The organism is Mesorhizobium sp. M1409, from assembly GCF_040317535.1.
In the GTDB taxonomy this organism is placed as follows: Bacteria; Pseudomonadota; Alphaproteobacteria; order Rhizobiales; family Rhizobiaceae; genus Mesorhizobium.
In genome coordinates this window covers 48683-73361 of sequence record NZ_JAMYKV010000036.1, presented here as the reverse complement: position 1 = coordinate 73361, position 24679 = coordinate 48683, and the positions used below count along the sequence as shown (strand labels likewise).

At 59.6% G+C, this 24679-nt stretch carries 34 protein-coding genes and 2 tRNA genes; 23 read left to right on the top strand and 13 right to left on the bottom strand.

The window, feature by feature from the left end:
- Positions 1-224: 224 nt before the first annotated feature.
- On the top strand, positions 225-1037 hold the full coding sequence (locus NKG99_RS24400; protein WP_352871319.1) for a DUF2189 domain-containing protein: 813 nt from the start codon (positions 225-227) through the stop codon (positions 1035-1037).
- Between the two features lie 56 nt (positions 1038-1093).
- Here NKG99_RS24400 and NKG99_RS24395 read toward each other — a convergent pair whose 3' ends face one another.
- The 6 genes from NKG99_RS24395 to NKG99_RS24370 all read right to left on the bottom strand — a co-directional run bounded on the left by NKG99_RS24395 (position 1094) and on the right by NKG99_RS24370 (position 6265).
- Entirely contained in the window at positions 1094-1567 is a 474-nt protein-coding gene (locus tag NKG99_RS24395) for an aminoacyl-tRNA deacylase (RefSeq protein WP_352871317.1), read from the bottom strand.
- A 147-nt stretch (positions 1568-1714) separates the two neighbouring features.
- Entirely contained in the window at positions 1715-2110 is a 396-nt protein-coding gene (locus NKG99_RS24390) for a cytochrome C oxidase subunit IV family protein (RefSeq protein WP_352871316.1), read from the bottom strand.
- 9 nt (positions 2111-2119) lie between these two features.
- Positions 2120-2839 (bottom strand): heme-copper oxidase subunit III family protein, encoded by a 720-nt coding sequence (locus tag NKG99_RS24385; protein WP_352871315.1) that lies wholly within the window; start codon positions 2837-2839, stop codon positions 2120-2122.
- 13 nt (positions 2840-2852) lie between these two features.
- Positions 2853-3557, bottom strand: a complete 705-nt coding sequence (locus NKG99_RS24380; protein WP_352871314.1) for a cytochrome c oxidase subunit 3 — start codon at positions 3555-3557, stop codon at positions 2853-2855.
- Positions 3554-5323: a cytochrome c oxidase subunit I gene (gene ctaD / locus NKG99_RS24375; RefSeq protein WP_352871313.1), complete on the bottom strand. Its 1770-nt coding sequence runs from the start codon at positions 5321-5323 to the stop codon at positions 3554-3556. Before ctaD ends, NKG99_RS24380 begins: the two co-directional genes overlap by 4 nt.
- A gap of 21 nt (positions 5324-5344) precedes the next feature.
- The gene (locus NKG99_RS24370; RefSeq protein ID WP_352871312.1) at positions 5345-6265 is read right to left on the bottom strand and encodes a cytochrome c oxidase subunit II; all 921 of its coding nucleotides are present in this window, start codon (positions 6263-6265) and stop codon (positions 5345-5347) included.
- Positions 6266-6697: 432 nt separating this feature from the next.
- Between NKG99_RS24370 and NKG99_RS24365 the strand changes: the two genes are divergently transcribed.
- From NKG99_RS24365 to NKG99_RS24345, 5 genes are all read left to right on the top strand, one after another.
- A complete protein-coding gene (locus NKG99_RS24365) occupies positions 6698-7981 on the top strand; it encodes a tyrosine-type recombinase/integrase (RefSeq protein ID WP_352871311.1) in 1284 nt (427 codons plus the stop codon).
- Positions 7978-8571: a hypothetical protein gene (locus tag NKG99_RS24360; RefSeq protein WP_352871310.1), complete on the top strand. Its 594-nt coding sequence runs from the start codon at positions 7978-7980 to the stop codon at positions 8569-8571. Before NKG99_RS24365 ends, NKG99_RS24360 begins: the two co-directional genes overlap by 4 nt.
- A 78-nt stretch (positions 8572-8649) precedes the next feature.
- A complete protein-coding gene (locus NKG99_RS24355; RefSeq protein WP_352871308.1) occupies positions 8650-8859 on the top strand; it encodes a helix-turn-helix transcriptional regulator in 210 nt (69 codons plus the stop codon).
- The gene (locus NKG99_RS24350; RefSeq protein ID WP_352871307.1) at positions 8859-9035 is read left to right on the top strand and encodes a hypothetical protein; all 177 of its coding nucleotides are present in this window, start codon (positions 8859-8861) and stop codon (positions 9033-9035) included. Before NKG99_RS24355 ends, NKG99_RS24350 begins: the two co-directional genes overlap by 1 nt.
- Positions 9036-9393: 358 nt before the next feature.
- Positions 9394-9888, top strand: a complete 495-nt coding sequence (locus NKG99_RS24345; RefSeq protein WP_352871306.1) for a hypothetical protein — start codon at positions 9394-9396, stop codon at positions 9886-9888.
- 164 nt (positions 9889-10052) lie between these two features.
- Here the strand turns inward: NKG99_RS24345 and NKG99_RS24340 are convergent, their stop codons facing one another.
- Positions 10053-10247 carry a hypothetical protein gene (locus NKG99_RS24340; RefSeq protein WP_352871305.1) on the bottom strand — a complete coding sequence of 65 codons (195 nt, stop codon included), beginning with the start codon at positions 10245-10247 and terminating at the stop codon, positions 10053-10055.
- Between the two features lie 62 nt (positions 10248-10309).
- Between NKG99_RS24340 and NKG99_RS24335 the strand changes: the two genes are divergently transcribed.
- From NKG99_RS24335 to NKG99_RS24285, 11 genes are all read left to right on the top strand, one after another.
- Positions 10310-10597 carry a hypothetical protein gene (locus tag NKG99_RS24335; RefSeq protein ID WP_352871303.1) on the top strand — a complete coding sequence of 96 codons (288 nt, stop codon included), beginning with the start codon at positions 10310-10312 and terminating at the stop codon, positions 10595-10597.
- A gap of 127 nt (positions 10598-10724) precedes the next feature.
- The gene (locus NKG99_RS24330) at positions 10725-11774 is read left to right on the top strand and encodes a hypothetical protein (protein ID WP_352871301.1); all 1050 of its coding nucleotides are present in this window, start codon (positions 10725-10727) and stop codon (positions 11772-11774) included.
- A 431-nt stretch (positions 11775-12205) separates the two neighbouring features.
- Positions 12206-12805, top strand: coding sequence for a hypothetical protein (locus NKG99_RS24325; RefSeq protein ID WP_352871300.1), 600 nt, complete (start codon positions 12206-12208; stop codon positions 12803-12805).
- Between the two features lie 21 nt (positions 12806-12826).
- The gene (locus NKG99_RS24320) at positions 12827-13009 is read left to right on the top strand and encodes a hypothetical protein (protein WP_352871299.1); all 183 of its coding nucleotides are present in this window, start codon (positions 12827-12829) and stop codon (positions 13007-13009) included.
- Positions 13010-13021: 12 nt separating this feature from the next.
- A complete protein-coding gene (locus NKG99_RS24315; protein WP_352871298.1) occupies positions 13022-13210 on the top strand; it encodes a hypothetical protein in 189 nt (62 codons plus the stop codon).
- Between the two features lie 63 nt (positions 13211-13273).
- A complete protein-coding gene (locus tag NKG99_RS24310) occupies positions 13274-14035 on the top strand; it encodes a TIGR04255 family protein (RefSeq protein WP_352871297.1) in 762 nt (253 codons plus the stop codon).
- Complete coding sequence (locus tag NKG99_RS24305) at positions 14022-14576, top strand: hypothetical protein (RefSeq protein ID WP_352871295.1); 555 nt, start codon at positions 14022-14024, stop codon at positions 14574-14576. The genes NKG99_RS24310 and NKG99_RS24305 overlap by 14 nt, the downstream gene beginning before the upstream one ends.
- Positions 14577-14580: 4 nt before the next feature.
- On the top strand, positions 14581-15237 hold the full coding sequence (locus tag NKG99_RS24300) for a hypothetical protein (protein WP_352871294.1): 657 nt from the start codon (positions 14581-14583) through the stop codon (positions 15235-15237).
- Between the two features lie 610 nt (positions 15238-15847).
- Positions 15848-16726, top strand: a complete 879-nt coding sequence (locus NKG99_RS24295; protein WP_502913089.1) for an ATP-dependent DNA ligase — start codon at positions 15848-15850, stop codon at positions 16724-16726.
- Between the two features lie 112 nt (positions 16727-16838).
- A complete protein-coding gene (locus NKG99_RS24290) occupies positions 16839-17030 on the top strand; it encodes an F-box protein (protein ID WP_352871293.1) in 192 nt (63 codons plus the stop codon).
- A 93-nt stretch (positions 17031-17123) separates the two neighbouring features.
- Positions 17124-17381: a hypothetical protein gene (locus NKG99_RS24285; RefSeq protein ID WP_352871292.1), complete on the top strand. Its 258-nt coding sequence runs from the start codon at positions 17124-17126 to the stop codon at positions 17379-17381.
- A 5-nt stretch (positions 17382-17386) separates the two neighbouring features.
- Here NKG99_RS24285 and NKG99_RS24280 read toward each other — a convergent pair whose 3' ends face one another.
- The 3 genes from NKG99_RS24280 to NKG99_RS24270 all read right to left on the bottom strand — a co-directional run bounded on the left by NKG99_RS24280 (position 17387) and on the right by NKG99_RS24270 (position 18114).
- Positions 17387-17647: a hypothetical protein gene (locus NKG99_RS24280; protein ID WP_352871291.1), complete on the bottom strand. Its 261-nt coding sequence runs from the start codon at positions 17645-17647 to the stop codon at positions 17387-17389.
- A 75-nt stretch (positions 17648-17722) separates the two neighbouring features.
- A complete protein-coding gene (locus NKG99_RS24275; protein WP_352871290.1) occupies positions 17723-17938 on the bottom strand; it encodes a hypothetical protein in 216 nt (71 codons plus the stop codon).
- The gene (locus NKG99_RS24270) at positions 17935-18114 is read right to left on the bottom strand and encodes a hypothetical protein (RefSeq protein ID WP_352871289.1); all 180 of its coding nucleotides are present in this window, start codon (positions 18112-18114) and stop codon (positions 17935-17937) included. Before NKG99_RS24270 ends, NKG99_RS24275 begins: the two co-directional genes overlap by 4 nt.
- A gap of 482 nt (positions 18115-18596) precedes the next feature.
- On the opposite strand from NKG99_RS24270, the gene NKG99_RS24265 reads away from it, so the two are divergent.
- Positions 18597-18953, top strand: coding sequence for a hypothetical protein (locus tag NKG99_RS24265; RefSeq protein WP_352871288.1), 357 nt, complete (start codon positions 18597-18599; stop codon positions 18951-18953).
- A 111-nt stretch (positions 18954-19064) separates the two neighbouring features.
- On the opposite strand, the gene NKG99_RS24260 is transcribed toward NKG99_RS24265, so the two are convergent.
- Positions 19065-20030 (bottom strand): AlbA family DNA-binding domain-containing protein, encoded by a 966-nt coding sequence (locus NKG99_RS24260; protein ID WP_352871287.1) that lies wholly within the window; start codon positions 20028-20030, stop codon positions 19065-19067.
- A 147-nt stretch (positions 20031-20177) separates the two neighbouring features.
- Positions 20178-20252 (bottom strand) — tRNA-Asn (locus tag NKG99_RS24255).
- 222 nt (positions 20253-20474) lie between these two features.
- Here NKG99_RS24255 and NKG99_RS24250 point away from each other — a divergent pair.
- Complete coding sequence (locus NKG99_RS24250) at positions 20475-20732, top strand: hypothetical protein (RefSeq protein ID WP_352871286.1); 258 nt, start codon at positions 20475-20477, stop codon at positions 20730-20732.
- 22 nt (positions 20733-20754) lie between these two features.
- On the opposite strand, the gene NKG99_RS24245 is transcribed toward NKG99_RS24250, so the two are convergent.
- Positions 20755-20904 (bottom strand): hypothetical protein, encoded by a 150-nt coding sequence (locus NKG99_RS24245; RefSeq protein ID WP_352871285.1) that lies wholly within the window; start codon positions 20902-20904, stop codon positions 20755-20757.
- 275 nt (positions 20905-21179) lie between these two features.
- Between NKG99_RS24245 and NKG99_RS24240 the strand changes: the two genes are divergently transcribed.
- The 4 genes from NKG99_RS24240 (at position 21180) to NKG99_RS24225 (ending at position 24621) form a co-directional block, all read left to right on the top strand.
- A tRNA-Cys gene (locus tag NKG99_RS24240) sits at positions 21180-21253 on the top strand.
- Positions 21254-21343: 90 nt separating this feature from the next.
- A complete protein-coding gene (locus tag NKG99_RS24235) occupies positions 21344-22012 on the top strand; it encodes a protein-L-isoaspartate O-methyltransferase family protein (protein ID WP_352871284.1) in 669 nt (222 codons plus the stop codon).
- Positions 22013-22196: 184 nt separating this feature from the next.
- The gene (locus tag NKG99_RS24230) at positions 22197-23585 is read left to right on the top strand and encodes a TolC family outer membrane protein (protein ID WP_352871283.1); all 1389 of its coding nucleotides are present in this window, start codon (positions 22197-22199) and stop codon (positions 23583-23585) included.
- 217 nt (positions 23586-23802) lie between these two features.
- The gene (locus NKG99_RS24225; protein WP_352871282.1) at positions 23803-24621 is read left to right on the top strand and encodes a DUF2497 domain-containing protein; all 819 of its coding nucleotides are present in this window, start codon (positions 23803-23805) and stop codon (positions 24619-24621) included.
- Positions 24622-24679: the final 58 nt, after the last annotated feature.

Here is a 24679-nt window from a genome sequence, read left to right as displayed (position 1 = left end):
GATTGAAACGAAAAGTGGCGGCGTGGGACGACGAATTCCTCGTAAGCGTCATCTCACGATAATTAACTCACCCGATTCCCCTGGCTCTTCCGACAAAGGGCGACAAGTCCCTGGCAAAAGAGTATGTTGATTGCGGTGCAGGTCGCGGTTTTGCGTGGCCATTCATGCAGAACGGCAGCACCGTGAAACCGCGACCTTACCGGGCCCGCTCTGGAGGAACGGTCATGGCAAGCTTTCATGTGATAGCAGGCGCCAGCGAGACGCTGGAGCATACCAAAATTCGAAAAATCGGTATTTCCGACCTTTTCGACGCGCTCAAGCGTGGCGTCGACGATTTCATGGTCAAACCGTCGCACATCGTCTTTCTCTGCCTCATCTATCCGCTCGTGGGAGTCGTGCTCGCCGTCTGGACGTCGGGCGCCAATGCATTGCCGCTGTTGTTTCCGCTGGTCTCCGGCTTTGCGCTGATTGGCCCCTTCGCGGCGATAGGTCTCTATGAAATCAGCCGCAGACGGGAAGCCAGACTCGACACCTCCTGGAGGCACGCTTTCGAGGTCAGGAATTCTCCGGCCCTGCCGGCCATCGCGGCGGTCGGGATCATGCTGTTTGCAATCTTCATCACATGGCTTTTGACCGCCCAGCTATTTTACCAGTATCTCTTCGGCCCGGCGCCGCCGGCATCGATATCCGGCTTCATCAACGAAATATTCGCCACCGGACGCGGCTGGACGCTGATCATCCTAGGGCACGCCATCGGCTTCGTCTTCGCTGCGGTCGTCTTGTGCACAACGGTCGTCGCTTTCCCATTGTTGCTCGACCGCGACGTCGGCGCCTACGAAGCCATCCACACCTCGGTGCGCGCGGTGCTGGCGAACCCGATCACCATGGCTGTCTGGGGACTGATCGTCGCCGTCGCCCTGATCATCGGCTCGCTGCCGGTTTTCGCCGGGCTGGCCGTCGTGTTGCCGATCCTCGGGCACGCCACCTGGCATGTCTACCGCAAGGTGGTGGAGCCGCCCGCCAGATCGGCGAGTTGAGGAAGTTCCGCCTCACCGCACCGGCGAGGGTGCCGTTGCGGGTTTGATCGAAGCCGTCAGTAAGCCGGATGGCTGAAGCGGGCCTGGTATGCGCCCATGGTCAGGTTGCGGAAATCCTTGCCGCTGACATGCACCAGCGTTTTATGGTCGCCGCCTTCGAAGTAGACGTCGTTGGCGTCGCCAAGGCTTTCATCGACGATCACCGGCACATTGTAGGCCGCGCCGATGGGCGGGATGGCGCCAGTGTCGCAATCGCCGAAGAGCGAAATCATCTCGTCTTCGGAGGCGAGTCCGAGACGCTTGTCCATGACGTCTTGCAATGTGCCGAGCTCGATCCTGTGGGTGCTCGGAACCACGGCCACTGCATAGCCAAGTTCGTGGTGAACGACCACGGATTTCGCCATGATGCTGCCGGGCACATGCGCGGCTATTGCCGCCTGCCGGCTTGTCGAAGTGCGGTGATGAGCGACGGTGTCGTAGGAAATTCCCTTGCTGTCGATGAAGTCCTTCAGTCTGTTTGCGATCGTCATCTTGGCCTCCCTTGCCGGAGTTCGCCGGATCATGCTCTGATAAAAATGGACCAGCTGCCGATTGTTTCAAGGCGCCGGCACCGAACTGGACGCACGCCGCATGCGTGGGTCCAGACCGGAAATGCCCGGGCAAATCCGGTTTGCGTGTCAGGGCCCGGACCCGAAAAACGTCAGCCGGGTGAAAAGCGTATAGTCCGCTTCGAGGACCATCATCGTCACGAACACCAGCACCAGTATCGGCGGCAGGATGATCGCATAGGTCAGCGCCAGCCGTTCCCAGGCCATGTGCATGAAGACGGCGACGATCAGCCCTGCCTTGAGGATCATGAAGATCAGGATCAGCGACCATCTGAGATAGCCATGGAGGCCGAAATAATCGACCAGGTAGGAGCACGTGCTGAGGATGAACAGCCATGCCCAGACCACCAGATAGAGCTTGATCGGATGTTCCTGATGCGCGTCGGCATGGGCGACGGCCGCCGGCGCTTCATGCGCAGCGTGAAGTGCGTGTTGCCCGAGGCCGTTTGCGGTTGCTTCAGCCATGTCTGCCTCTCACCAAAGATAGAAGAATGCGAAGATGAACACCCAGACCAGATCGACGAAGTGCCAGTACAGCCCCATGATCTCGACATTCTCGTAGCGCCCCGTGCGGCTGGTGAAGAAGCCGCGCCGTCCGGTGTCGAAATCTCCGCGCCAGACCTTGCGCGCCACGATGATCAGGAAGATCACCCCGATCGTCACATGGGTGCCGTGGAAACCGGTGATCATGAAGAAAGACGAACCGAATTGTGCGGCGCCCCAGGGGTTGCCCCAGGGCCGCACCCCTTCCGTGATCAGCTTGGTCCATTCGAAGGCTTGCATGCCGACAAAGGTCGCGCCGAGCGCCGCGGTCAGAAGCATGAGGATTGCCGTCTTGCGGCGGTCGCGGCGATAGCCGAAATTGACCGCCATGGCCATCGTTCCGCTGCTTGAGATCAGCACGAAGGTCATGATGGCAATAAGGATCAGCGGGATATCCGAGCCGCCGATGCGAAGCGCGAAGACCTCGCTCGGATTGGGCCACGGCACGCGTGTCGAAATGCGCGCGGTCATGTAGGAGAGCAGGAAGCAGCCGAAGATGAAGGTGTCGCTGAGCAGGAAGATCCACATCATGGCCTTGCCCCAGGACACGTTCTTGAACGCCCGCTGATCCGAGGACCAGTCGGCGGCAATGCCTTGCCAGCCCGCGGGCCGTGGCTCCGTCTGGCCGATATGCGTGACTGTCTCTGCCATCCGCTTGATCCCCTTAGGTCAGCAATTGTCGGCAAATATCGATGAACGTCGCGGCCCAACCCGCCAGCAGGGCGAAGATGGCGAGCCAGACGAAGAGCAGGAAATGCCAGTACATGGCGCACAGTTCGACGCCGAGGCGAAGCCGCTCCGGCCGCGCTCCATTCCAGGCGCCGGCGGTCGTTCTGCCGAGGCCCACCAGCCCGCCCAATATGTGCAGGCCATGCATGCCGGTGATCAGGTAGAAGAAGCTGTTGGCCGGATTGGAGGTCAGAAAATAGCCGTCGGCGGTCAGCTGCCGCCATGCCATGAGCTGTCCGATCAGGAAGGCAAGCGCCGTGAGCGCGGCCGTGGCGAGGCCGAGCCTGACCATGTCGATCTGGCCCCTGCGCGCGGCGACAACGGCGCATTGCAGGGCTATGCTGCTCAGGACCAGCACGCCGGTATTGAGCCAGAGCAGCCGCGGCAGCGGCAGCGGCTGCCAGTCCGACACCGCCATCCGCATGAAATAAGCGCTGGTGAAGAGCGCGAAAAGGCAGCCGACGACAGCGAGGAAGACACCGAGGCCGATCTTGGCGGTGGGCAGCGCCGACCGGTCCAGGCCGACAAAATCACCGGCCAGACCTTGTTCGAGCCACGGCTTGGTCATCAGCCTCTGGTGCGAAAGCCACCATCCGGCAAAGCCGGCGATGACGAGCAGGAAGACCAGGATGACGCTCATGCCGGCTCCCTCGAGGGGCCGAAGGAGCCCGGTATGTTCTGCGGGATGAAATCCTCCTTGGCGCCCGGTACGCTGTAATCATAGGCCCAGCGATAGACGATCGGCAGGTCCTTGCCGAAATTGCCGTGGGCCGGCGGTGTTTGCGGCGTCTGCCATTCGAGGGTCGTGGCCCGCCACGGATTGCCGCCGGCTTCGCGGCCATGCCGGATGCTCCAGATCAGATTGAACAGAAACACCATCTGGGCAAAGCCGACGATGAACGCCATGACGCTGATGAACGAGTTCAGGTGGTGGGCTGACTCCGTCATGACAGTCATGTCGGTCAGTTCAGCATAGCGCCGCGGCACGCCCATCAGGCCGAGGTAGTGCATGGGGAAGAAAATCAGGTAGGCGCCGAGGAAGGTGACCCAGAAATGGAACCGGCCCAGCATTTCGTTGAGCATCCGGCCGGTGACCTTCGGGTACCAATGATAGATCGCGCCAAAAACCACGAGGATCGGGGCGACGCCCATGACCATATGGAAGTGGGCGACGACGAACATCGTGTCGGACAGCGGAACATCGACGACCACATTGCCCAGAAACAACCCGGTCAGCCCACCGTTGACAAAGGTGACGATGAAGGCCAGGGCAAAGAGCATGGGTATGGTGAGATGGATGTCGCCACGCCACAGGGTCAGCACCCAATTGTAGACCTTGATGGCGGTCGGAATGGCGATGATCAGCGTCGTGGTGGCGAAGAAGAAGCCGAAATAGGGGTGCATGCCGCTGACATACATGTGGTGCGCCCAGACCACGAAGCTCAGCGCGCCAATGCCGACGATGGCCCAAACCATCATCCGATAACCGAAGATGTTCTTGCGTGCATGGGTGCTGATCAGGTCGGAGACGATGCCGAAGGCCGGCAAGGCCACAATGTAGACCTCGGGATGGCCGAAGAACCAGAACAGGTGCTGGAACAGGATCGGGCTGCCGCCATTGTGCTGCAGTTGCTCACCCAGCTCGGAGATCGCCGGCATGAAGAAGCTGGTGCCGAGGACGCGGTCGAGCAGCATCATCACGCAGGCGACGAACAGCGCCGGAAAGGCGAGCAACGCCATGACGGTCGCCGTGAAGATGCCCCAGACGGTCAGCGGCAGGCGCATCATCGTCATGCCGCGCGTGCGGCCCTGCAGCACAGTCACCACATAGTTCAGGCCGCCCATCGTGAAACCGATGATGAACAGGATCAGCGAGGAGAGCATCAGGATGATGCCCCAGTCCTGGCCGCCCGGCGTGCCGCTCATGATGGCTTGTGGGGGGTAGAGCGTCCAGCCGGCACCTGTCGGTCCGCCGGGTGCAAAGAAGCTCGACACCAGGACCAGCACGGCGAGCAGGTAGATCCAGTAGCTCAGCATGTTGACATAGGGAAAGACCATGTCGCGCGCGCCGACCATCAATGGGATCAGATAGTTGCCGAAGCCGCCGAGGAAGAGGGCGGTGAGCAGGTAGATCACCATGATCATGCCGTGCATGGTGATGAACTGGTAGTAGGCTTCAGGGGTGATGAAGTCGAACGTGCCGGGGAAGCCGAGTTGCAGCCGCATCAGCCAGGATAGCACCAGGGCGACCAGGCCGATTCCGGTTGCCGTCGCCGAATACTGGATGGCGATGACCTTGGCGTCCTGCGAGAAGACGTATTTCGTCCACCAGCTGTGCGGATGGTAAAGCTCCATTTCCGCGACTTCGGCCGGGGGGATGCCATCCGCGGGCGTGATGTCGACCATAGGAAGACCTCCGTGTCCTTTTCAGCGAGACTCGACCGTTTCGAGCTTTGCCGCAATTTTCAAACCTGGCGCTATCGTCTTGTCCGGCGCCATCGTTTTCCCCGGCGCCACCGTCTTCCCCGGCGCGTTGTCTGCCGCGCCCGTTTGCTGGGGTACCGACAATTGCGCGAAAGTCTGCTGCTGGCCGAGCCAGGCCACATAGTCTTGCTGCGTGTCGACCATGACCACACCATGCATCAAAGGATGCCCTTGGCCGCAAAGTTCGGCGCACAGGACCTGAAAGGTTCCGGTCTTGGTCGGGGTGAACCAGAAATAGGTGACCGAGCCCGGGATCATGTCCATCTTGGCGCGGAATTCCGGCACATAGAAATCATGCAGCACATCGATCGAGCGGAGCAGCATCTTGACCGGTTTGCCGACCGGCAGATGCAGATCAGCCGCTTCGACCACGACATCGTCCCGACCATTGGGATCGCTGGCGATCACGCCCAACGGATTGTCGGCGGTGACCTCGCGGGTGTCGGATGTGCCAAGCTTGCCGTCCTTGCCGGGCAGACGGAAACTCCATTGCCACTGCTGGCCGACGACTTCGACCTCTGTTGCGTCGCTCGGGACGTTGACGAAGCGGCTCCAGACGAACAGGCCGGGAACCAGCAACGCCGTGACCCCGACCGCGGTGACGATCGTCAGCCACGATTCGAGCCGCTTATTCTCCGGCTCGTAGGCAGCCCGGTTCCCTTCCCGATGACGGAAGCGGAAGACGCAATAGGCCATGAATAGAACCACGGCGGCGAAGACGACGCCGGTAATCCAGAAGGTGATGATGATGGTGTTGTCGATATAGCCCCAGTTCGAGGCAATCGGCGTCCACCACCAAGGACTCAGCAGGTGAAACATCACCGAGCCCACAACGACCAAAACGAGTACAAGCGCTACGGCCATGTCCCGTCCCTCCCGGCATTCTGGAGGACGCGAAGCTGGTCCCGGCGAATGCCAAGGTCATCATAGCGCTTTTTTCGGTTGAAATTCCAGAGCCGACTATCTTGACGGGAAAAATGTCGCCAACATCAACTCCTGAAGATGCTCGCTGTCGAGGAAGGAGTATCTGGAGTGCAACCGCGCGCAGGCGGGCGTTCGCAGTTTGGATTAATTGGCTCCCCGGGCCGGATTCGAACCAGCGACCAACCGGTTAACAGAGGGTTTCCGACGCGCCTTGTGGCAACTCGCTGCGACAGGCTGCAACTCTAAATCCCTTATCACATAAGGCGTTCTGCGGTGCATGGCGTTGCATCGTATCGCAACCGGTATCGACAAAGCGCATGTACTGGCGTACATAATACCGTACATAATGAAACCGGTTGGTCGCGGGGTGCCATGCCTAAGATCGAACTGTCTGACCGATTCTGTCAGACGGCCAAGCCGCCGAACGGCAGCTTGCAGGCCGAATTTTTCGACACGGTGGTGAAGGGCCTTTCGCTCTTGGCATCAGCCGGTGGCGCGAAAACCTTCTATCTCAACTACACGCGCCCGGCCGATGGCAAGCGGGCTCGGATCAAGCTTGGCCGGTATGGCGAAGGCGACCCGAAGCTGACACTGGCTAAGGCGCGCGAGAAGGCCAGGGAAGGGCGCGGCGGCATTGGCGAGGGCCAAGACCCTCTCGTCGAGAAACGCGCGTTGGCGGCCTCGCAGACCGTCGCAGACCTCATTGACAATTATGTTGCCCGGCAAGCCTCTACGAAACGGTCTGGCGACGAGATCGCCCGCCGGCTTCGCAAGAACGTCGCGGACCCGATTGGGACCATTAAGCTTGCAGACTTGCACCGCCGCGATATCACCAGATGCATTGATGCCGTGAAGGACCGGGGCGCCCACGTAGAGGCAAACCGGATCTTCGAAGACGTTCGGGCAATGGTCCGATGGGCGAAGGGACGCGGCGACCTGGACGAAAACCTTGTCGACGGCATGAAGCGGCCGACCGAGACGACAGAGCGCGATCGTGTTCTGCCTGCCAATGAAATCCGAACCATGTGGGCATCGCTGGCCGACACTGACATGCGCGAGTCGACGCGGCGCGTCATTCGTATGTGTCTGGTCACGGCACAGCGTGTTGGCGAAGTCTCGGGCATGACCCGCAACGAGATCGACCTCGACGAGAAGGTTTGGACGATCCCGGCTGCGCGGTCGAAGAACAAGCGCGAGCATGTCGTGCCGCTGTCAAATATGGCCGTCGACATCATCAACGAGCAACTGGCCGACACCGAGGCCCTAGCCGACCGAAAGGGCAGGGAAGTAGCTTCATTCGTTTTCCCCGGTCCTGGCGCCCGCGCTGCCGTGACCGGCGCCGCAATTGCCAAGGCCGTGAAGCGCGAGCAGACGACGAAGCGCAACGTCGTCACCATCATGGGTGTCTCACCCTGGACGCCGCACGACCTGAGGCGCACCGCTGCCACGCATATGGAAGAGATCGGCATATCGCCATTCGTCATTGGCCATGTGCTCAATCACGTGTCGGCGACGAAAGCCTCGATCACCAGCCGCGTCTATGCCCGCTATACCTACGACAAGGAAAAGCGCGAGGCTCTTGACCTATGGGCTGACAGACTGGCGTCGATCCTAAAGGGCGGCGCCGATATAGTGCCGTTGAGGGCCAGACAATGAGCGACGACGATCTTGAACGCCTCAAGGCCAGTCTCGACCGCGCCAACACCGAATACCGTGATCGGGACCGGCGGTTGGGTGTTTGGCGAACGTTGGCGGCGGTCAATACGTACTTTAACCGGGTCGGCGTCCCTCCAGAACATCTTCTGCCAATCAAGGAGATCATGGGCGCGCTGCTCGACGCCGACAAAGGAATTAAAAGCCCCATCACCGAGCCGGCCGAGCGCACCGAGCTTCCCGAGCCGGCCAAGCGAGAGGATGGGAGGCGTTCACGACCGAGGCGAATTCCTTTGATGGATGGCCACCATTTGGCGACAGGTGCGGTTGTGGTCTCCTTATTCGGAGATGCCGGGGTCAAAATCGCCGATGCCGCAAGAAAGGTAGCAAGCGCCATGGGCCTGACCCACACCGAGCTAATAAACTTTCGAAAAGAACTCTCAGCAGGGCGAACCGACGAGCTATTCGTCGAGCATTACCACCAGCTTCTAAAACATTTGCGGGATACAGCAAAAGTCGGCGAGATGACGCCTGCGAAAGTCGCCGCAAAAGCTCTGCAAGACCTAAAACGCGCGCTGCATCATCGCGTGTAATAGACCGTATTTTCTTACACCGTCGCAGCCCTGATCTTCCTTGCGCACACAACTGCAACCAAGCGCAAGGAACACCCAATGGACTTCAGCGACGATGATCTCGTTACCGCCGATGTAGCCTGCCAAATCATTGGCGGCCGTCACTCTCCCATCAATAAGGCAACCCTCTACCGTCTAATTTCTCGCGGTAGGGTTCCCAAGCCGATCCATCCGGCGCCTGGCATCAGCCGGTGGCGCTATGGCGCAATCCTGGCCGTCATTGCCGCAGCCGAGGAGAGGGCAGCCTGATGACCGACCTCAATCCCGATGCCGACGTGCAGACCGCAGCCGAATGGCTGGCGAATGCCAAGGACCACCCCAGCCCGGTTGTTCCCGAGATCCGGGTCCGATTTGGGCTGAATACATTGCAGGCCGTTGAAGCAATCCGACGCGCCCAGGGAATTCGGTGGGGGCGCGCAACATGAGCCTTCAAAATGGAAAGCCGGCGGCGTGTGCAACCACGCTCACCGGCTTCGAAACGTCATCAACCTACCCGGCATGTGACGTTTCGGACCATAGCAAACCGACACGCAAACGCAACCGCCAAGACACACCGCAAGCACGGTGGAGGCATCGTAACCCGGTCGCGGCCTGGGCACACTCGGCAACAGCATCGGCGATCAGGAGGGGCATCTTGGTGCCGCCAGATCGTTGTGAAAAGTGCGATCTGCCCGGGCGTATAGAGGCACACCACGAAGATCACCGGGATGCACTTAACGTCGTTTTTTGGTGCGCACCGTGTCACCGTCGCCACCATGCGGCATTGCGGAAAGGCGGCGCGACATGAGCCGCGACTTCGCCCCCGTCTCGCCAGCCATCTGGGGATCTAGGTCGTTCTTGTCGCTGAGCAGCGATGGGCGCGTTCTGATGCTCTACCTGATCTCCGGTCCCCACCAGACTAGCGCTGGGTGTTGCCGGATCAGGGAGGGCTACGCCCTGGCCGATCTTGCCTGGCAGTCGGATCAATACCGCCGAGCGCTCGCCGATGTCGTGCAGGCCGATCTCGTCATGCACGATCCGGCGACTGCGGAAACCTACGTCAAGAAATGGTTTCAGCACAAAGGCAACATCCCGACGAACAAGGATCACGCCAAGGGTACCATGAAGATCATCGACCACATCGACAGCGACGATATCAGAGAAGCTGCCGAGGCCGATTTCATGGCGACCGAATGGGCGAAGCGGACCTTCGGTGCTGATCCGCCTGCTAACGTCGTTAGCGTCAATCCTAACGAGAGGCTTCTGCAAACTCGGCGAATGGGGGGTGGATCATCATGACACCCCTGCTCACAGCCCTGTCACCAGTCCTGTACACACACAGAGACAGAGACAGAAACCGAGACATAGACCTGAGACATAGACCTGAACAAAAACAAAAACAGAAAAAGAACTTAAACCTTGTCCGCTTTGGAAAAAGAAAGATTCAGGGATGGGCTGCTGCCCTATTGATGCTGCTCGATCTTCACAAAGTGTGCGGCTTCGACCAGAGATCGCATCCTTTTGCGCAGCGCGATATTCTCGGCCAGCATTTGTTCCGTGCGTTCAAGCGCAAGCTCTGTCCGGTTGATGCGCTCCAAGGCATTGGTAAGTTCAGTATCAGCCGCCATGCCGCGTCCGTGGGGTTTCATGATATCCATGGGTTCCCAACTCGTGGCGGGCGATATCGTTCCCTGATGTCGGGCGAAACCGGTGGCGCCGCATGAGCGACCTCGCCAACCTCATTCACCATCTGGAGGCTGCGCTGTCGGCAGCCAAGGCTGTCCAGAGCGAAGTCGACCTGGATGGTCTGGCCAACTTGTCCACTCCTGAAGATGATTGGACCACCAGCGGCGAGGCCAGCCACAGGTTCCACGTCGCCAAGCAGACCATGCTCGATTGGTGCCGCGACTTTGACATCGGCAAGAAGATCAACGGCACGCGCTGGATGGTGTCGATCTCCCGGCTGAAGGCGAGCGGCCTCCTCGCCACCTACCGACCGCGCGAATAGTAGGAGCCGCCAACTTGGCAACTCCTCTCTCACAGCGTTTACCAGCGTTTGCCAGCGTTTCAGCACCTTGGCGACCAGCGTTTCGAGGCGCAGATTCGGCCTTAACGAAACACAGAAGGAATTCCGCATGACCGTGTATGGCCGCGCCTCTCGCGCCCAAGCTAGCTGGGCTCAGGCCGTCGAGAACGTCAACACGGCGAACGCCGAGAACGGCGTAATTCGCCAGATTGGTCCGACGCCGGACGTCATCGACATGCTGCCCGACGAGATCCGCATCAAGCTGCTGGCTTTGCGCGATACGACCGAGGATGCCTATGCCGCGTACCGTGGCCTCGATGATCTACACCAACACACTAAGACGCTGGTGCAAGAGAGAGAAATCCGGCTGCGCTCGCTCACCGATCCCGACACCATGCTGCGTGTTGGAAATAACCCGGTTGTGCTTGGGCCGTCTGCCGAGGGCGAGGAGCACGCGTCTGTTGTCGACGCCCGCGCGAAACTCGCGTCTGCCAAAGCGGATCTCGCCAAGATCGACGAGCGTCGTGAGCTGCTCGCGCGCAGGCAGTCCCAGGCTCGCCACGTCCTTGATCGCGCCGAACGCTACTTGGCCGCAAGCTGGCAGGGGAAACCCTTCGAAGCCTTCAGTGGCAAGGTACCGAAGCCCGTCAATATCGAAGCCGCACGCGCCCAGATAGCCAAGGTCAAGAATGCGCTCAATGCCGCTTACGAGGCGCCCTGTCGATCGTCTGACGTTAAGGCCTCAGTCCGGGCACAGATCGCTGCTCTCGCTCGACGTGGTGCACCCAACGTCCAGGCAGCAATCGGACACGGCCAAGATGTGATCTGGTCACAGGCCAAGGTGGATGTCGAACAGTACGTTGCGCCTGGCGCTGCCCGCGCACACATCGTTGCCAAGTCACCCGATGCGCTCGGCCTGCTCGCGTGGGCGTTCAAGGATCAACTCATCGCTGCCCTCGATGCCGAGATCGACAAGACCAGCAACGACACCGGCGCACTGAGCGAGGACGAACGCAACACCAAGATCACCCAACTTACCGCTGACCTCCTGGCCGCCGAGCGTGCCGAGGTTCAGCTTGTCGATGCCGCTGGCCTCGATCACCGGCAGGACGTGGATGCACGCGCCTTGCTCAGCATCGATGGGCCGGAAGGCGAATAGTTTAGCATGGCGGGAATCCTTCACCCCCATACCAACGAGACCGGACCGCTTCGGCTGCCCGGTCTCACCTATTGCCCTTGTGGTTCCTGTCAGTCCTTCAAGGGCAAAGAGCCGGTGTCTTTCACAGCGGTTAGGCACCGGCTCGGCAGTTCAACGAAAGGTGCGGCCAGTCAAATGGTCTTGCGTCGCAGGCAGATCGGCATCCGGGCTGGTCTGCCTGCACCGATCGCCAGAAACGAGCGGTTCCCCGTGAGCACATACAGCATTGAGGGACCGGCGAGGGCTCCTACCATCTCTAGCCACAGCCCTCCAAAACATGGGCATGTGCACCATGCAAATCCGCCGGCTCCTTATGGCGCAAGCCCGAGAGCCCTGTTCCCGCGCAATCTTGACCTGTTGAAAATAGTCTGATGTCAGCAGCTCTCCTCACAATGTCCGCATACGCCGCCACTATCGGCGTCAACCCGTCAACCATCAGCCGGGCTGTGGAGCGCGGTTCATTGCCTGTGGTCGTTCTGGCTGATGGCCGGCGTATGATCGACCGGCAAGCTGCCGACGCAGCACGGCGCCAGAACTCCAACATCAATAACGGCCATGGTGGCCGACCAGATCGGGCGGAGCGTCGGCGATCAAGTTGGAGGGCGAAATCCACGGATGGATACGACCCGGCTGTGAAAGCGTGCCTGGCGGTGATGACGGCTGAATGGCCGCTGTTGATCCGGGAGGCAATGGAAATCCTGGGAGCCTCGGAACTCGACCAGGCCAGGGCGGTGATGGCGGTGGAAGACCTTACCGCGACGCTGGCGTGCGCGGTGCATCAGGACATCAACCGGGGACGCGTTCACGACTTTCGCTTGCCGTTGCCACAGCGGCCCGTTCTGGACTGGTCCGCCGACGTAAAAGAATTTGTAGCAAGAACCGGCAATGACGGATCGGGCGGTCAGTGGACGTCCGATGACGTCGAAGGCCTGCCCGGCGGCGCTGACTGGGCGGACCGCTCAATGTCGGCGTGCTGGGGAGCCAAACCTTAAAACCATGAAAGGAAATCATTCATGAGCACTACAGCACCCAAGCCCCGCTATATCGGCGCCATGTGGAATGCGGGCACCACAATGCCAACCGTGGACGACCTCAAGGTCGAGATCGATGAGATCCTGGCAGAGTGCGAAAAGATCGCGCCGCCGTCCCCTTGGGCGAAAACCATCTCTGCTCTTAACCGGAGGAATGCGACATGACCGAGAAAAAAGGTGTCGGCGACCATCGCCTTCGGCTCCCGCCCTGGCTTGGCCTTCACCGTCTCCGCTGGCCTCGTGCTGGCGCTGGCTTGGTGGCCGCTCAAGCCGGCCAGTGCCATCTCCTACGGTCGGCAAAGTTTGATGGGGCAATCGATTTTAGGACGCACTCCTATTTACCAGATCGAAAAACCCTTACATTAAAAGTCAATGAATGAAGGGAGAGCGAATCAAATGAAGGGTCGCCCCTTTGCGCTAGGGCTTTAAATGCGAATCCCGCAATCAACTCGCACCGTCTTTTCCGCAAATCCTCTCGCAGAGGTTATTTGCCAACTTAAATTTCCGCGTCTGCTCGAGATCGAGCAGGAGCTGCCGGTCGGATTTCATCGGATAATCCGCAAGGAGTTCCCAGAAATCAACGTCCGCCCAACCGTCGAACTGACTTTCACGGAACCTGGAAGTCAGCCAAGGCAAATTGTAAGCTCGCATTATGATTTCGCTACAGCAGATGGTGCGGACCGAATTAGCCTTAGTAGCGAATTTATCGCGCTCACGTCCACGAGATATACAGGCTGGGGGAATTTCCGCGCAGGGGTTCTTTCCATGCTTGAGGCGGCGAGAACAGTTTACGATATATCGCACATTAATCGAGTTGGATTAAGGTATCGGAATATCATAGATCGGGCCGGCTTGGGCCTGCTACACGACCCCTGGGAAAACCTAATCAAGCGCGAAGTGATAGGCCTAGCAGGAGCCGGTATTTTCCAGGGCGATGAGCTTTCAGAGCAATCCTGCACTTATCTTGCAAGTACCGAACGAGGAACAGTTAGGATCAATACGGGGTTGGTTAAGCGGGTCGATACACAGTCTTTAGGGATGTTGATCGATACCGACTTCGCCACCGATGAAAAGATGGAAGCTCAGGGCGATGTCCTCACTCAAGTACTCGATGACTACAATGCTAAGGCCGGAAATTTCTTCAGGTGGTGCATCACTGATCGATTACGACAAGCTCTTGGACCAAGATGACTTCGAACACGATTGGGTTTTTCCTCATCGCATGGATGTTTCATCAGAAGGCTTCGTTTTTTTTAGTATTGGGGAAGCGGCAGATAGATTTTCTCGTTGGCATGTCGGCCTCGTCGGTGATCGGACAATCTCGGCCAGCACTCAGATGGTAGTGTGTGGGTATCCTGACGCCGGGCCTGAAGTGAGATTGCTTGTGCCCGGACAATATTCCGCTCGTGCCAAGCTCCCGGCAAGCGCGCCAACAAATCTCACTTGGCTGTTTCCCGAAACAGAATCGGAACAGTCGTCTCAGGCACAATTGGTCAAGGCAATAGCTGGAATTCGCCAACTCGTCGCGAGCAACTCATTTGATTTTCTTAGACAGCTGCTGACTTATGTCAGCACTGCTGACAGCGCTAAGCCAGACATTATGGTAGCTGCACTTAGGGCTGCAAATACAGCACGAAGGAAGATTCCCGGGTGGAAAAACATCATTGAGAATGCAAGGAATGCGCTGAGAGATCGCAATCTGGACGCCGATCGCTTGCTTAAGGGGCTATAGAAATTTGCTCAATAGACCGCCGGCGCAACCGCTCAATGCTGTTGACGTGATTGGGTTGGCAATTGCGCGCCTCTCCCATGGCGGCAATCACATTGGGGTTATTTACCAAAGCACGGCTGTCGGGCTTACGCTGGCTCACTTGGCGTGGCATCACGACTTAAGATTTGAACGCCCTGATGACAAATACATATGGCTTGATCTCGCTCCACTGGATGAGATGAATAAGCGTGTTTCCGCCGCGTTCTTCGAGACACTTAGAAATGAGCATCCGAATATCCCTTACGGATTTGATATGCGCGGTGAATGCTTTGACGAATCTGGCAACTTCATTCCCCCGCCGTTAGGAAAGGGTTTGACCTGCGCAACATTTGTTTTGGCCACGTTCCGAGCCCACGGTCATCACCTAGTCGATGAGGAAACCTGGCCGACTCGCGCCGAGGACGAAATTTGGCAGGAACAAATTCTGCAGTTATTGACGCAAAGCGCAGCGACCGAACATATCCAAGCTCTTGAGAATGACATCGGCGCCAAGCGCTACAAACCGGAGGAGGTTGCCGCCTCGGGTATCCGCATGTCGACGCCGTCAACGTTCGACGACATAAAGCAGCTAGCCGATGGGATCCTAAGGGAACTTGCAGAAGTGGGACCTTGGCAAGTTTGAAGCGGTCAACAAGTTCAAACGATCCCGTAGTGTCCCGCATACAAGGTCAGTCAGGTTGGTCGCGCATTGGCGGACTGAACGGACCCGCCCTATGTCGGCTCAATCGCAAAATGGCTGATCGACGTAAGATGACGGTGACGGCGTTTTGCCATTGGGCGCCCTGCGACCATAGTCAGGTGCTCGACCTCGCCAAGCTTCGGGACCGCTACGGACCGGCAGCGCGCTACATCTCATTGGAGCCGATTACACCAGCCTCACCTTCAGAGAGTTCGGGGCGCTCCAGAGGTAAAGACAACACCGGCTCCCTCGAACGCTTGCGGTATGCGGGTGAGTTTGCCCGGACTCGGAATTCTGCGGCCGTTCTCAAACTCGCGGTCAAGTCTTCGCCAAGATTGGACTTGGCGCCAAGCCGCACCCGGGACCAGTTTAATAGCGCGGGCGCTGCTCGCGACTGCTCTGCCGTCAGATTTCGCAAACGACATCTCCACTCCACCGACCTCCTGCAGAACAGCGGAATTGGGCGGAAGGTTCCGAGAACATTGCACCAATTGCTAAGGGAACGGAAACGGCCTCTGCGATATTGAATCAAATTCGAGTTGCGGGGAGTTCCATGCGTAAGCGTGCCGGTGGCGTCCGGTTGTCGTTCATTCCTCCGCTTATGCCCACCTTGGTCGAGAGGCCTCCCGAGGGCGATGGCTGGATTCACGAGGTGAAATTTGACGGCTACCGATCCCAGATCGTCAGGGATGCCGAGGGCGTACGCATCTTCACCCGCCGTGGTCTGGACTGGACATCGAAATACCGTGACCTGGCCAAAGCCGCCGCCGAGTTAGAGGTGGAAAGCGCCATCATTGACGGCGAGATCATCGTTCTGAACGATGCCGGCCTGTCTGACTTCGGCGAGTTGCGGAAGGCCATTACACGGCGCCAGCACGACCTCTATTTCGTGGCGTTCGACCTTCTGCACCTCAATGGTCATGATCTGCGCGACATGCCGCTAGAGGACCGCCGTGAGATCCTGGCCGCACTGATCCCCAATGGCCAGCGTCTCCAGTTCAGCCAGGCTCTTCCCGGCGACGCCAAGGCCGTCTTCCACCTCATCGACCAAGCCGGCCTTGAGGGCATGGTCTCGAAGCGCAAGGGCAGCAAATATCGGTCAGGACCATCAACGAACTGGCTCAAAGCCAAGTGCTATTCGGTCGATGAATATGAACTGCTCGGCGTAGAGCGAGAGGCGGGCAAGCCCGCTTTCGCGCTGATGGCCGAGCGAGGCACCGGGCGCTATGTCGGCAGCGCGTTCATCACCTTGAACCGGGAATTGCGCGAACGGCTCTGGCAGCGCGTCCAGCAGCACGCAGGGACGGCGCCCAAGGGCATGAAGCGGCCGGCGACGCAGTGGGTCAAGCCAGGCCTGATCGGTCGCGTAAAGCACTTGCGTGGCGAGGAGGACTTGCGCCATGCTTCGCTGCAGGATTTTCGGGAGGAATGACTCGCAAATTCCGCGATAAGGCGTAGGATTCCTTACGTCGGCGCTCGTGTGAGGGGCATCGCCGCTTGGGAGACTAGAATTGCACTCTCGCCCATTTTTGAGGGGTAGAGAGATGCTTCGTATCCCGCAAAGCCAATTCCTAAGCCCGGACGATTTGGCGACCTGTCAGCGCGTGTTCAACCAGATATGCGCCGATGCCAGATTGGACCGCAAATCGGTGGATGGCGAGCTTCTGGCGTCAACCGTGCTTGCCGCCTTTCAACACGGCTTCGTCGACTACGCGCGCACCGCGCTGACTTCATGAAGGTGCCTAGCTGAAACCAAAGCCGTAGGACATGCCACGCGCCAGGACGACGCAATACCGCGATTGGCCGGCTGACCGTGCTATATCGGCGTGATGGCAAAAGGCTGGACGTTCCAATCGCTGATCGATTCAAAGATGACCGTGATGGCGCACTGCCATCATTCGCGCTGCAATCATAATCAGGTGCTGGACCTAGTGAAGCTGCGCGATCGGTTCGGACCTGATGCGCCAGCGATGGCGGATGATCTCATTCCGAAGCTGAAATGCGCCAAGTGCGGCAGCAAGAAAGTCGGGCTGATCTATACGCCGGACACGCGGCCGAACGCTTATGGCAAGGCCAAAGGTGGTTGATGGCGCTACATCTTGGTCTTCAGGCTGGGCGCGGTTGGCTTCATGTTGTCGCGCATCATGTCCACGAAGGCGCACGCGCCCTTGGAGAACTGGGGATCCACACCCACGCCGAGGCCTATATCTTCTTTTGTCATCGTGAACACCGCATCGAGAATTTGGTCATTCAAGACGCCACGATGGGTTAAAATGAGAAAAAGCGATCGGATTAGAGCAGTGTGAGCAATCAATATTTCTGGCGTTGTGTACTCGTGAGATGTTGAGATCATTTTGCCGCCCCAGTTGTTTTGAAGGCAGCATCGCGCCGGCCGCAGATAAACGCAAGCGGGCTCCCCCGAAGACTTTCACCGGTTGACGGTGAGCCAGCGCACTCCAGAGCCCATTAGCGCGCCGAGGATGGCCCACCACAGGCCGTTCATGCGTATCGGATAGTGAAGCCAGTAGCTGAACGATACCGCGCCTCCCGCGCCCTGGCCCACGGCATAGACGGCATAGCCCACGATCCCGCCGAGGACCGCGCCGATCAAGGCGCTTATGATGTAGCCTGTTTTCGGTCTCATGTTTTCCTCAGCCGCACCCCGGCACCGCCGCCATTTTCGGGGATGAACTCGACGCCGGCCGATTCCAGGGCGGCGCGGATGTCAGCAGACCCGCGCATATGGCGCCAGTCTGTCGAGAAGCGGCTCAACGACCTCCTTGACCGCGCGATGAGCCTCATAACGGCGCTGGATCTCATGGAGGCCGATTGGCGGGCTTTTGCTTGCAACCGGAGGAACGAGTCGGCCAGCGTCGGCGTTATTTGCCATCGAAACGATGGAGGTAACCGTGAGGAAGCTGATATTCGCATCCGTGCTCGCGTTTGCCACAACTGCCGCCGTCACTTCACCGACACAGGCGCAATTTCTTTTCTCGCCCTTCGGAGGCTACTACGGCGGTTTTGGTGGCTTCGGGCTCCCCTTGTATCGCCCTTACTACTACGACGATCCTTACTATGCCGTGCCATATCGCCCGTACTACCGATACCATCACCGGCACTATTATCGGTATTACCACCGGCACTACCACCACAGACATCACCACCATAGGCACCACTACCGCTACTGAAATACGCGACCGTTGCGCATTTGGCCCGCTGCCTCACGGTGGCGGGCTTTTTTCGCTGACAGGAACCTTACGCGGCGGCCAGCCGTTGAGCATGACAATCAAGGGAGGTTGAAAATGGCCGCCGACCAAAACGAAGCCGCGACACCGAGAACGACGCAGCGCGAAGCTCAGGAAGCCTTGGAGAAGCAGGTCGCTCAGCTGAAGCGGGAAATCAACAAGATCAATCGGACGCTGGCAGCGCGCGCCGAAGAGGCCATCGAGGAAGCCACAGGCTGGTATGACAGCGCTGCCGATCGCGCTGGCCGTACAGCCCAGGCGCTCCGGACTGGGGCTCAATCTGTTTCCGGTGCCCTCCAAGACAATCCGGGTACGGTGTCGACCGCCTTCATTCTCGGCGCCGCATTAGGTCTGCTGATGGGCCTCATCCTCAACACTACTGGGCCTAGTCAGGATCGCTGGTTCTATAAGTGATCAACAGGCTGCGCTGGATATGCCAAACAAAGTCCAAGATCCGGCAAACCAAACGGCGATAAGAATTCCAATCGCAGGGCGCGACGAGCCCGTTGCCTCACGGTGGCGGGCCTACGACCATTTGAACGGGAAGAGAGGGATTTCAATCGTTTCTTCACGCGAAACCGTGTCGCGGGCGCCGATGCGGTAATTGAAAGCTAGGTAGGCCATATGAGGCTCGCGATCCCCAACGATCACCGGTATTCTCCCATCAAACGCGGCATGGAATTGAAACGACTCAATCTGTCGGGAGGAACCCGGATGAATGACAAACTCGGAATTTCCGTAAACTGTCACTTTGTCCCCCTCGTTGATCCGCGTCACCGATGGCAGTCGGTCATCGCTCCAGCCGACTTGAATTCCCTTCAAATCGCCGATCGTGATGGACGGGAAAAAGGCCGTAACTGAGGAAACATTATCAAGCCACAGCCGGATCTTGTAGTGCCTGTTCGACCCCGATGTCATGAATTTGTGCACATCTATCCTAAGTTTGAGCTCAGGAACGACTACTCGGCGAAAGGCGTCCTCGATATCGAAGTGTTCCATGGCATAGCTGGCACTGCCCGATCGTCGAAAATATCGCCCGCTCATCTGGCACATATGTGGCCGGCGCTCAGACCTAGGTATCTCGATTGCTAGGTATCCTCGCGATTTGTCTGCATGCGCGGGGAATCCATCCACCCGAATACGATCGTTCTTGGGTTGAAGTAGATCGCCGACGGCGGAGTTCACGGCACTGAGGGCGGCTTTCCAGTTAGGAAGTGGCTCAAGGGCGCTCGCGCAATCGACTCCGTCGCTGTTCTTGCGACAGTCGAGACCAATCACCAAAACGCCACCAGCTGAGTTGCTGAACGCCGACAGTGCTTTGGCCAAGCTGATTCGGCCTTCCTTGGTGAGTTGGCCTAGCGATGTAAAGGCCGCGCCTGGCTTGCCAATGGCTGGCGCTTTGAAATCTAGCCTCAGCCCTTCTTGCGTTTCGAGGAGGATAGCCTCTTGGAGGAATGCCTCCTTGCCTGAAATGATATCGTCGAATTCCATCCCGTTCTCCATGGGGCCGCGATTTGCCTGGCCAGCCATTCAGTCTTCGCGACAAGGAATCGGGTTAAGCAATAAGTCCGCCGTACATATGCCGTACATAACCGAAAATTCTTCGGTTTGATCGCTTCGCTAACTATTTGAAAAGATTGGCTCCCCGGGCCGGATTCGAACCAGCGACCAACCGGTTAACAGCCGGTTGCTCTACCACTGAGCTACCGGGGAACGGGCTCTTATGCGAGTTGCGCAGCGTATAGCTGCCCTTTTCGGCTTTGCAAAGAAGCAATTCGATTTTTTTCGAGGCTTTTTCGCACAGGCGTTTCTCGCAATCGTCGAGGGATGCCCTCATATTAGCCGTCTTGGCAGGGGTATGGAACCGAAAGCGCGGCCGCGGCTTTGGTTCAAGGGTGCTCCAGGACGATCAGACCGGGTCAATTTTTCGAGACGATGACAGCACAAGACAACCAGATGCCGGCACGCAAAATCTCAGTTTTCGGGCGTGAGTTCAAAATGCCGCGCTCGCGCGCGCTCAGAATCACCATCGGTCTCCTGCTGACCATTGGCGGCATCCTCGGGTTCCTGCCGATCCTCGGCTTCTGGATGGTTCCGCTCGGATTGCTGGTGCTTTCTTATGAATTCGCCATGGTGCGCCGCCACCGGCGCCGCTTTGTCGTCTGGTGGGAACGGCGACGCCGGCCGGATTGACGGCCGATAGCGCAGGCACGCCTCAGCGGGCGGCGTGCTCTTCCAGTGCCTCGCGGATCTGCTTGAGAATAGCCGCGGCTGAGGCAAGCCTTGCCCTGTCGTGCGGCGACAGGTTGCCCGTGCCTTCGATGGACAGGCGGTCGATGGTTAGCGCAAAAGCTCTCCGCACCACGGCAGGGATAGGCTGGGCGGCGCGTTCTTGTCGTTTTCCACCATTGCCTGGCGCATTCGCCTCTTGCCGTGATCAACACACGGACCGTCGAAGGGTTTCTTCCCGCCGTGGGTCATGCTTAAGAATCCGCTAGTGTGGCGGCGAGGCTTGGGCCTGACGATTTGACAGGGGCTGCCCGGATTGGCGCGGAGGAAACCGTTCGGAATGCACGGTGGCCGCTTGACGGCATTTTCGCCGCAACCTATTGGAACCGGGTGGAACGCCGGGAGCAACGAGGCCTCGTGGCGGAGTGGTTACGCAGAGGACTGCAAATCCTTGCACCCCGGTTCGATTCCGGGCGAGGCCTCCAATGCCCGGGCCCCCGCGCAGCAGCGCAGGGGCCTGAAGTTCCTGACATAATGAACCGCGGTTCTGGCGCGGCAAGCGGATTGGTTGGGACATGAGCGCTGATTTCTCCGAGCTTCGCGTCAAGATGGTCGATGGCCAGGTTCGCACCACCGATGTGACCAGCGCGCCGCTGCTCGACGCCATGCTTGCCGTGCCAAGAGAGGTCTTTGTCGGCGCCGCTCAGCGCGATCTCGCCTATATCGACGAGGACATCCGCATTGCGGCCGGCGCCGACGGCGCGCGCTACCTGATGGAAGCCTCGCCGCTGGCCAAGCTCATCCAGCTGGCCGAGATCAATCCGACCGACTCGGCGCTCGATGTCGGCTGCGGCACGGGCTACGCTTCGGCCATCCTGTCGCGGCTGGCCAGGTCCGTGGTGGCGCTCGAAAGCGATTCGGCGCTGGTGGAAACCGCCAGATCGACGCTTTCATCGCTTGGCTGCGGCAATGTGACCGTTGTGGAGGGGGAGTTGCCGCAGGGGTATCCAGCCCAGGCGCCCTATGACGTCATCTTCGTCGGCGGCAGCGTCGCGGAAGTCCCAGTGCCGCTGCTCGACCAGCTTGCCGAAGGCGGCCGGCTTGTCGCCGTCGAAGGGCAGGGCAATTCCGGCGTGGCGCGACTTTTTTTTAAAGCCGGGGGGGTTGTAACCGGAAGACGCGCGTTTAATGCGGCAATTAAGCCACTACCGGGGTTTGAACGTATTCATGCCTTCGAGTTCTGAATGATTTGGCCTTGCAGCAGAGGCTTTGTCATGGTCGCTTGCATTTGAACAATCGTTGCTGATCCGCAAACTGGGGGCACTTTGGGGCTGAGCAGCAGGGAACATCGAACACGCGGCGGCGGCTGATCAGGATGAGAAGCCGGTGCGGCGCAGTTCCCATGGAAAAACGAATGAGGGTTTAACCGTGCCGTCTGTACGCAAGTCACTTTTCACCGCCGTCCTCGTTTCGGCGACCATGCTGTCTCCACTGGCCGCTTCGGCCGAAACCATCTCCGGCGCGCTTGCAAAGGCCTATCAGTACAATTCTTCGCTGAATTCGGCCCGCGCCGGCGTCCGTGTTACCGATGAGAGCGTCGCCATCGCCAAGTCGGGCTGGCGTCCGACCATCAACGGCTCGGCGGAAATCGACTACTCCAGCAGCCATCTCAACGGTACGGATCGGAGTGTACGGCTAACCACAGGCAATTTTGGCGTCCAGATCAATCAGACGCTGTTCGACGGCTTTCAGACCAGGAACAATGTCGCTGCCGCCGAATCACGGGTTCGCGCTTCGGTCGAAAGCCTGCGCAACACCGAAGAGAACACCCTGTTCAGCGCGGCGCAGGCGTATATGAACGTGATTCGCGACCGGCAGGTCGCAGTGCTGACCGAACAGAACCTGCAATTCCTGACCGAAACGGCGCGCGCGGCGCGGTCGCGCTTCGAGGTTGGCGAAGGAACGCGTACCGACGTCGCCCAGGCCGACGCTTCGCGGGCCGCCGCCGTGGCTTCGCTGAGCGCCGCCCGGGCGCAGGCACTGGCGAGTGCCGCTAGCTATCGCCAGATCGTCGGCGACGAGCCGGGCAAGCTCAAAGGCGCTTCGCCGGTGGCAAAGCTGTTGCCGTCGAGCCTAGCCGCCGCCGTCGGGGTAGCCTCGAACGAACACCCGGCCATCCTTGCCACCCAGCATCTGGTTGACGCAGCCGCGTTTTCGGTTAAGTCGGCCGAAGGCGCGCTGCTGCCGCAGCTTTCGGCTTCCGCCGGCGTTTCGAGCGCCTATCGCAACACTGTGCCGGGTGCCTTCGCGACGCAGGACGGAACGACCAATTCGGCGAGTGTCGGGGCAACGCTGACCATCCCGATCTATTCTGGTGGCCGCACCTCGGCCATCGTGCGCCAGGACAAGGAATCGCTCAGCCAGGCTCGCATCGAGGTCGACGTCAGCCGCGACCAGGTGCGACAGGCCGTCACCGCCGCCTGGACCGAGTACACCGCCGCGCAGCAGCAGCTGACGGCCAATAGGCAAGTCATCGAGGCCGCGAAGCTGGCGTTGAATGGCGTCATCGAAGAACGCAATGTCGGCCAGCGCACCACGCTCGATGTCCTCAACGCACAGGCGACGGTCATCACCGCAGAGATCAACCAGGCGAGTTATGAGCATGACGTGGTGGTGGCGAGCTACGCCATCCTGCAGGCGACCGGCCGCCTGTCCGTCGACCGCCTTGGCCTGCAGGTGACGAAATACAAGCCTGAAGAGCACTACAATGCAGTCAAGGACAAATGGATCGGCCTGCGCACGCCGGACGGGCGCTGAGGGGCGTTCGGTCCGGACTTTGCCGTCTCGCCGTTTGAGCTGGATTTCTTGCTTCGCTGCTCTTGGCTTTCAAGATCGCGCTAATCTGTTGAAATCCCACAAGTCCCCAGATTGGGGATTCTCGTGCGGCGATCCGTCGGGTACGCTGTCGCCATGATTCGATCCGGCTTTGCCGGAGCGGAAATCCACAGGGTCACAAAAGGCGGCGGATGTGACGATGGCAACGGCAAGCAGCGCACAGCGCGAACCTTCCATGGAAGAGATACTGGCTTCCATCAGGCGAATAATCGAGGACAGCGACGGCGGCCGCAAGCAGCCGGGCGACGCCGATGAGTTGCGCCAGGATCTGGAGCCGGCGTCGAGCGCCGATGCTGCCCCCGACGTCGAGGCATTCCGTGCCGACCTCCATGCCGCTCCCGAGATCAGGAAGCCGGTGACGCTGGCGGAAGTCCAGGCGCAGCTGCCGGCGGCCGAGCCGGTGAGTGCGCGTATGGAAACGCCGGTGCGCGCCGATCCAGCCCCGACCAAACCATCGATGACACTTGCCGAGGTCAGCGCCCGGGTTGCCGCCGAGCCGGCCGCGGTCGACGCGCCGGCACCGCGTCCCGTCACTGCCCCCGACGCTCCCGTTGCCGATTGGCGGCGCGAGATCGCCGCGGTTGGTGAGCAGGCCAAAATGGTGTCGGACAAGGCCGAGGCACGCAAGCCGGTTACCCAGCCGCCGGTTGACGATTCAAGGCACGAACCGAGCGCGAAAGCAGCCTCCGAGCCGCCTCGTCCGGACGCGGTACGGCCGGTGCCAGTTAGCGACGCGCCGCGTCCGGCGATCGTTTCCGAGCATACGGGCCGGCAGGTTGCCGCCGCCTTTGGCGAGCTTTCCGATGCGTTCGCCAGCCGCGGCAAGAAGACATTCGACGAGATGGCCGAAGAGATGCTGCGCCCGATGCTGCAGGATTGGCTCGACAACAATCTGCCGACGCTGGTCGAAAGGCTGGTGCGCGAGGAGATCGAGCGCGTGGCGCGCGGCGCGCAATAGTATCCGTATCGATTGCCAAAAAGAGACGGCGCCTCCGTGGCGCGGTCTCTTTTTGGGC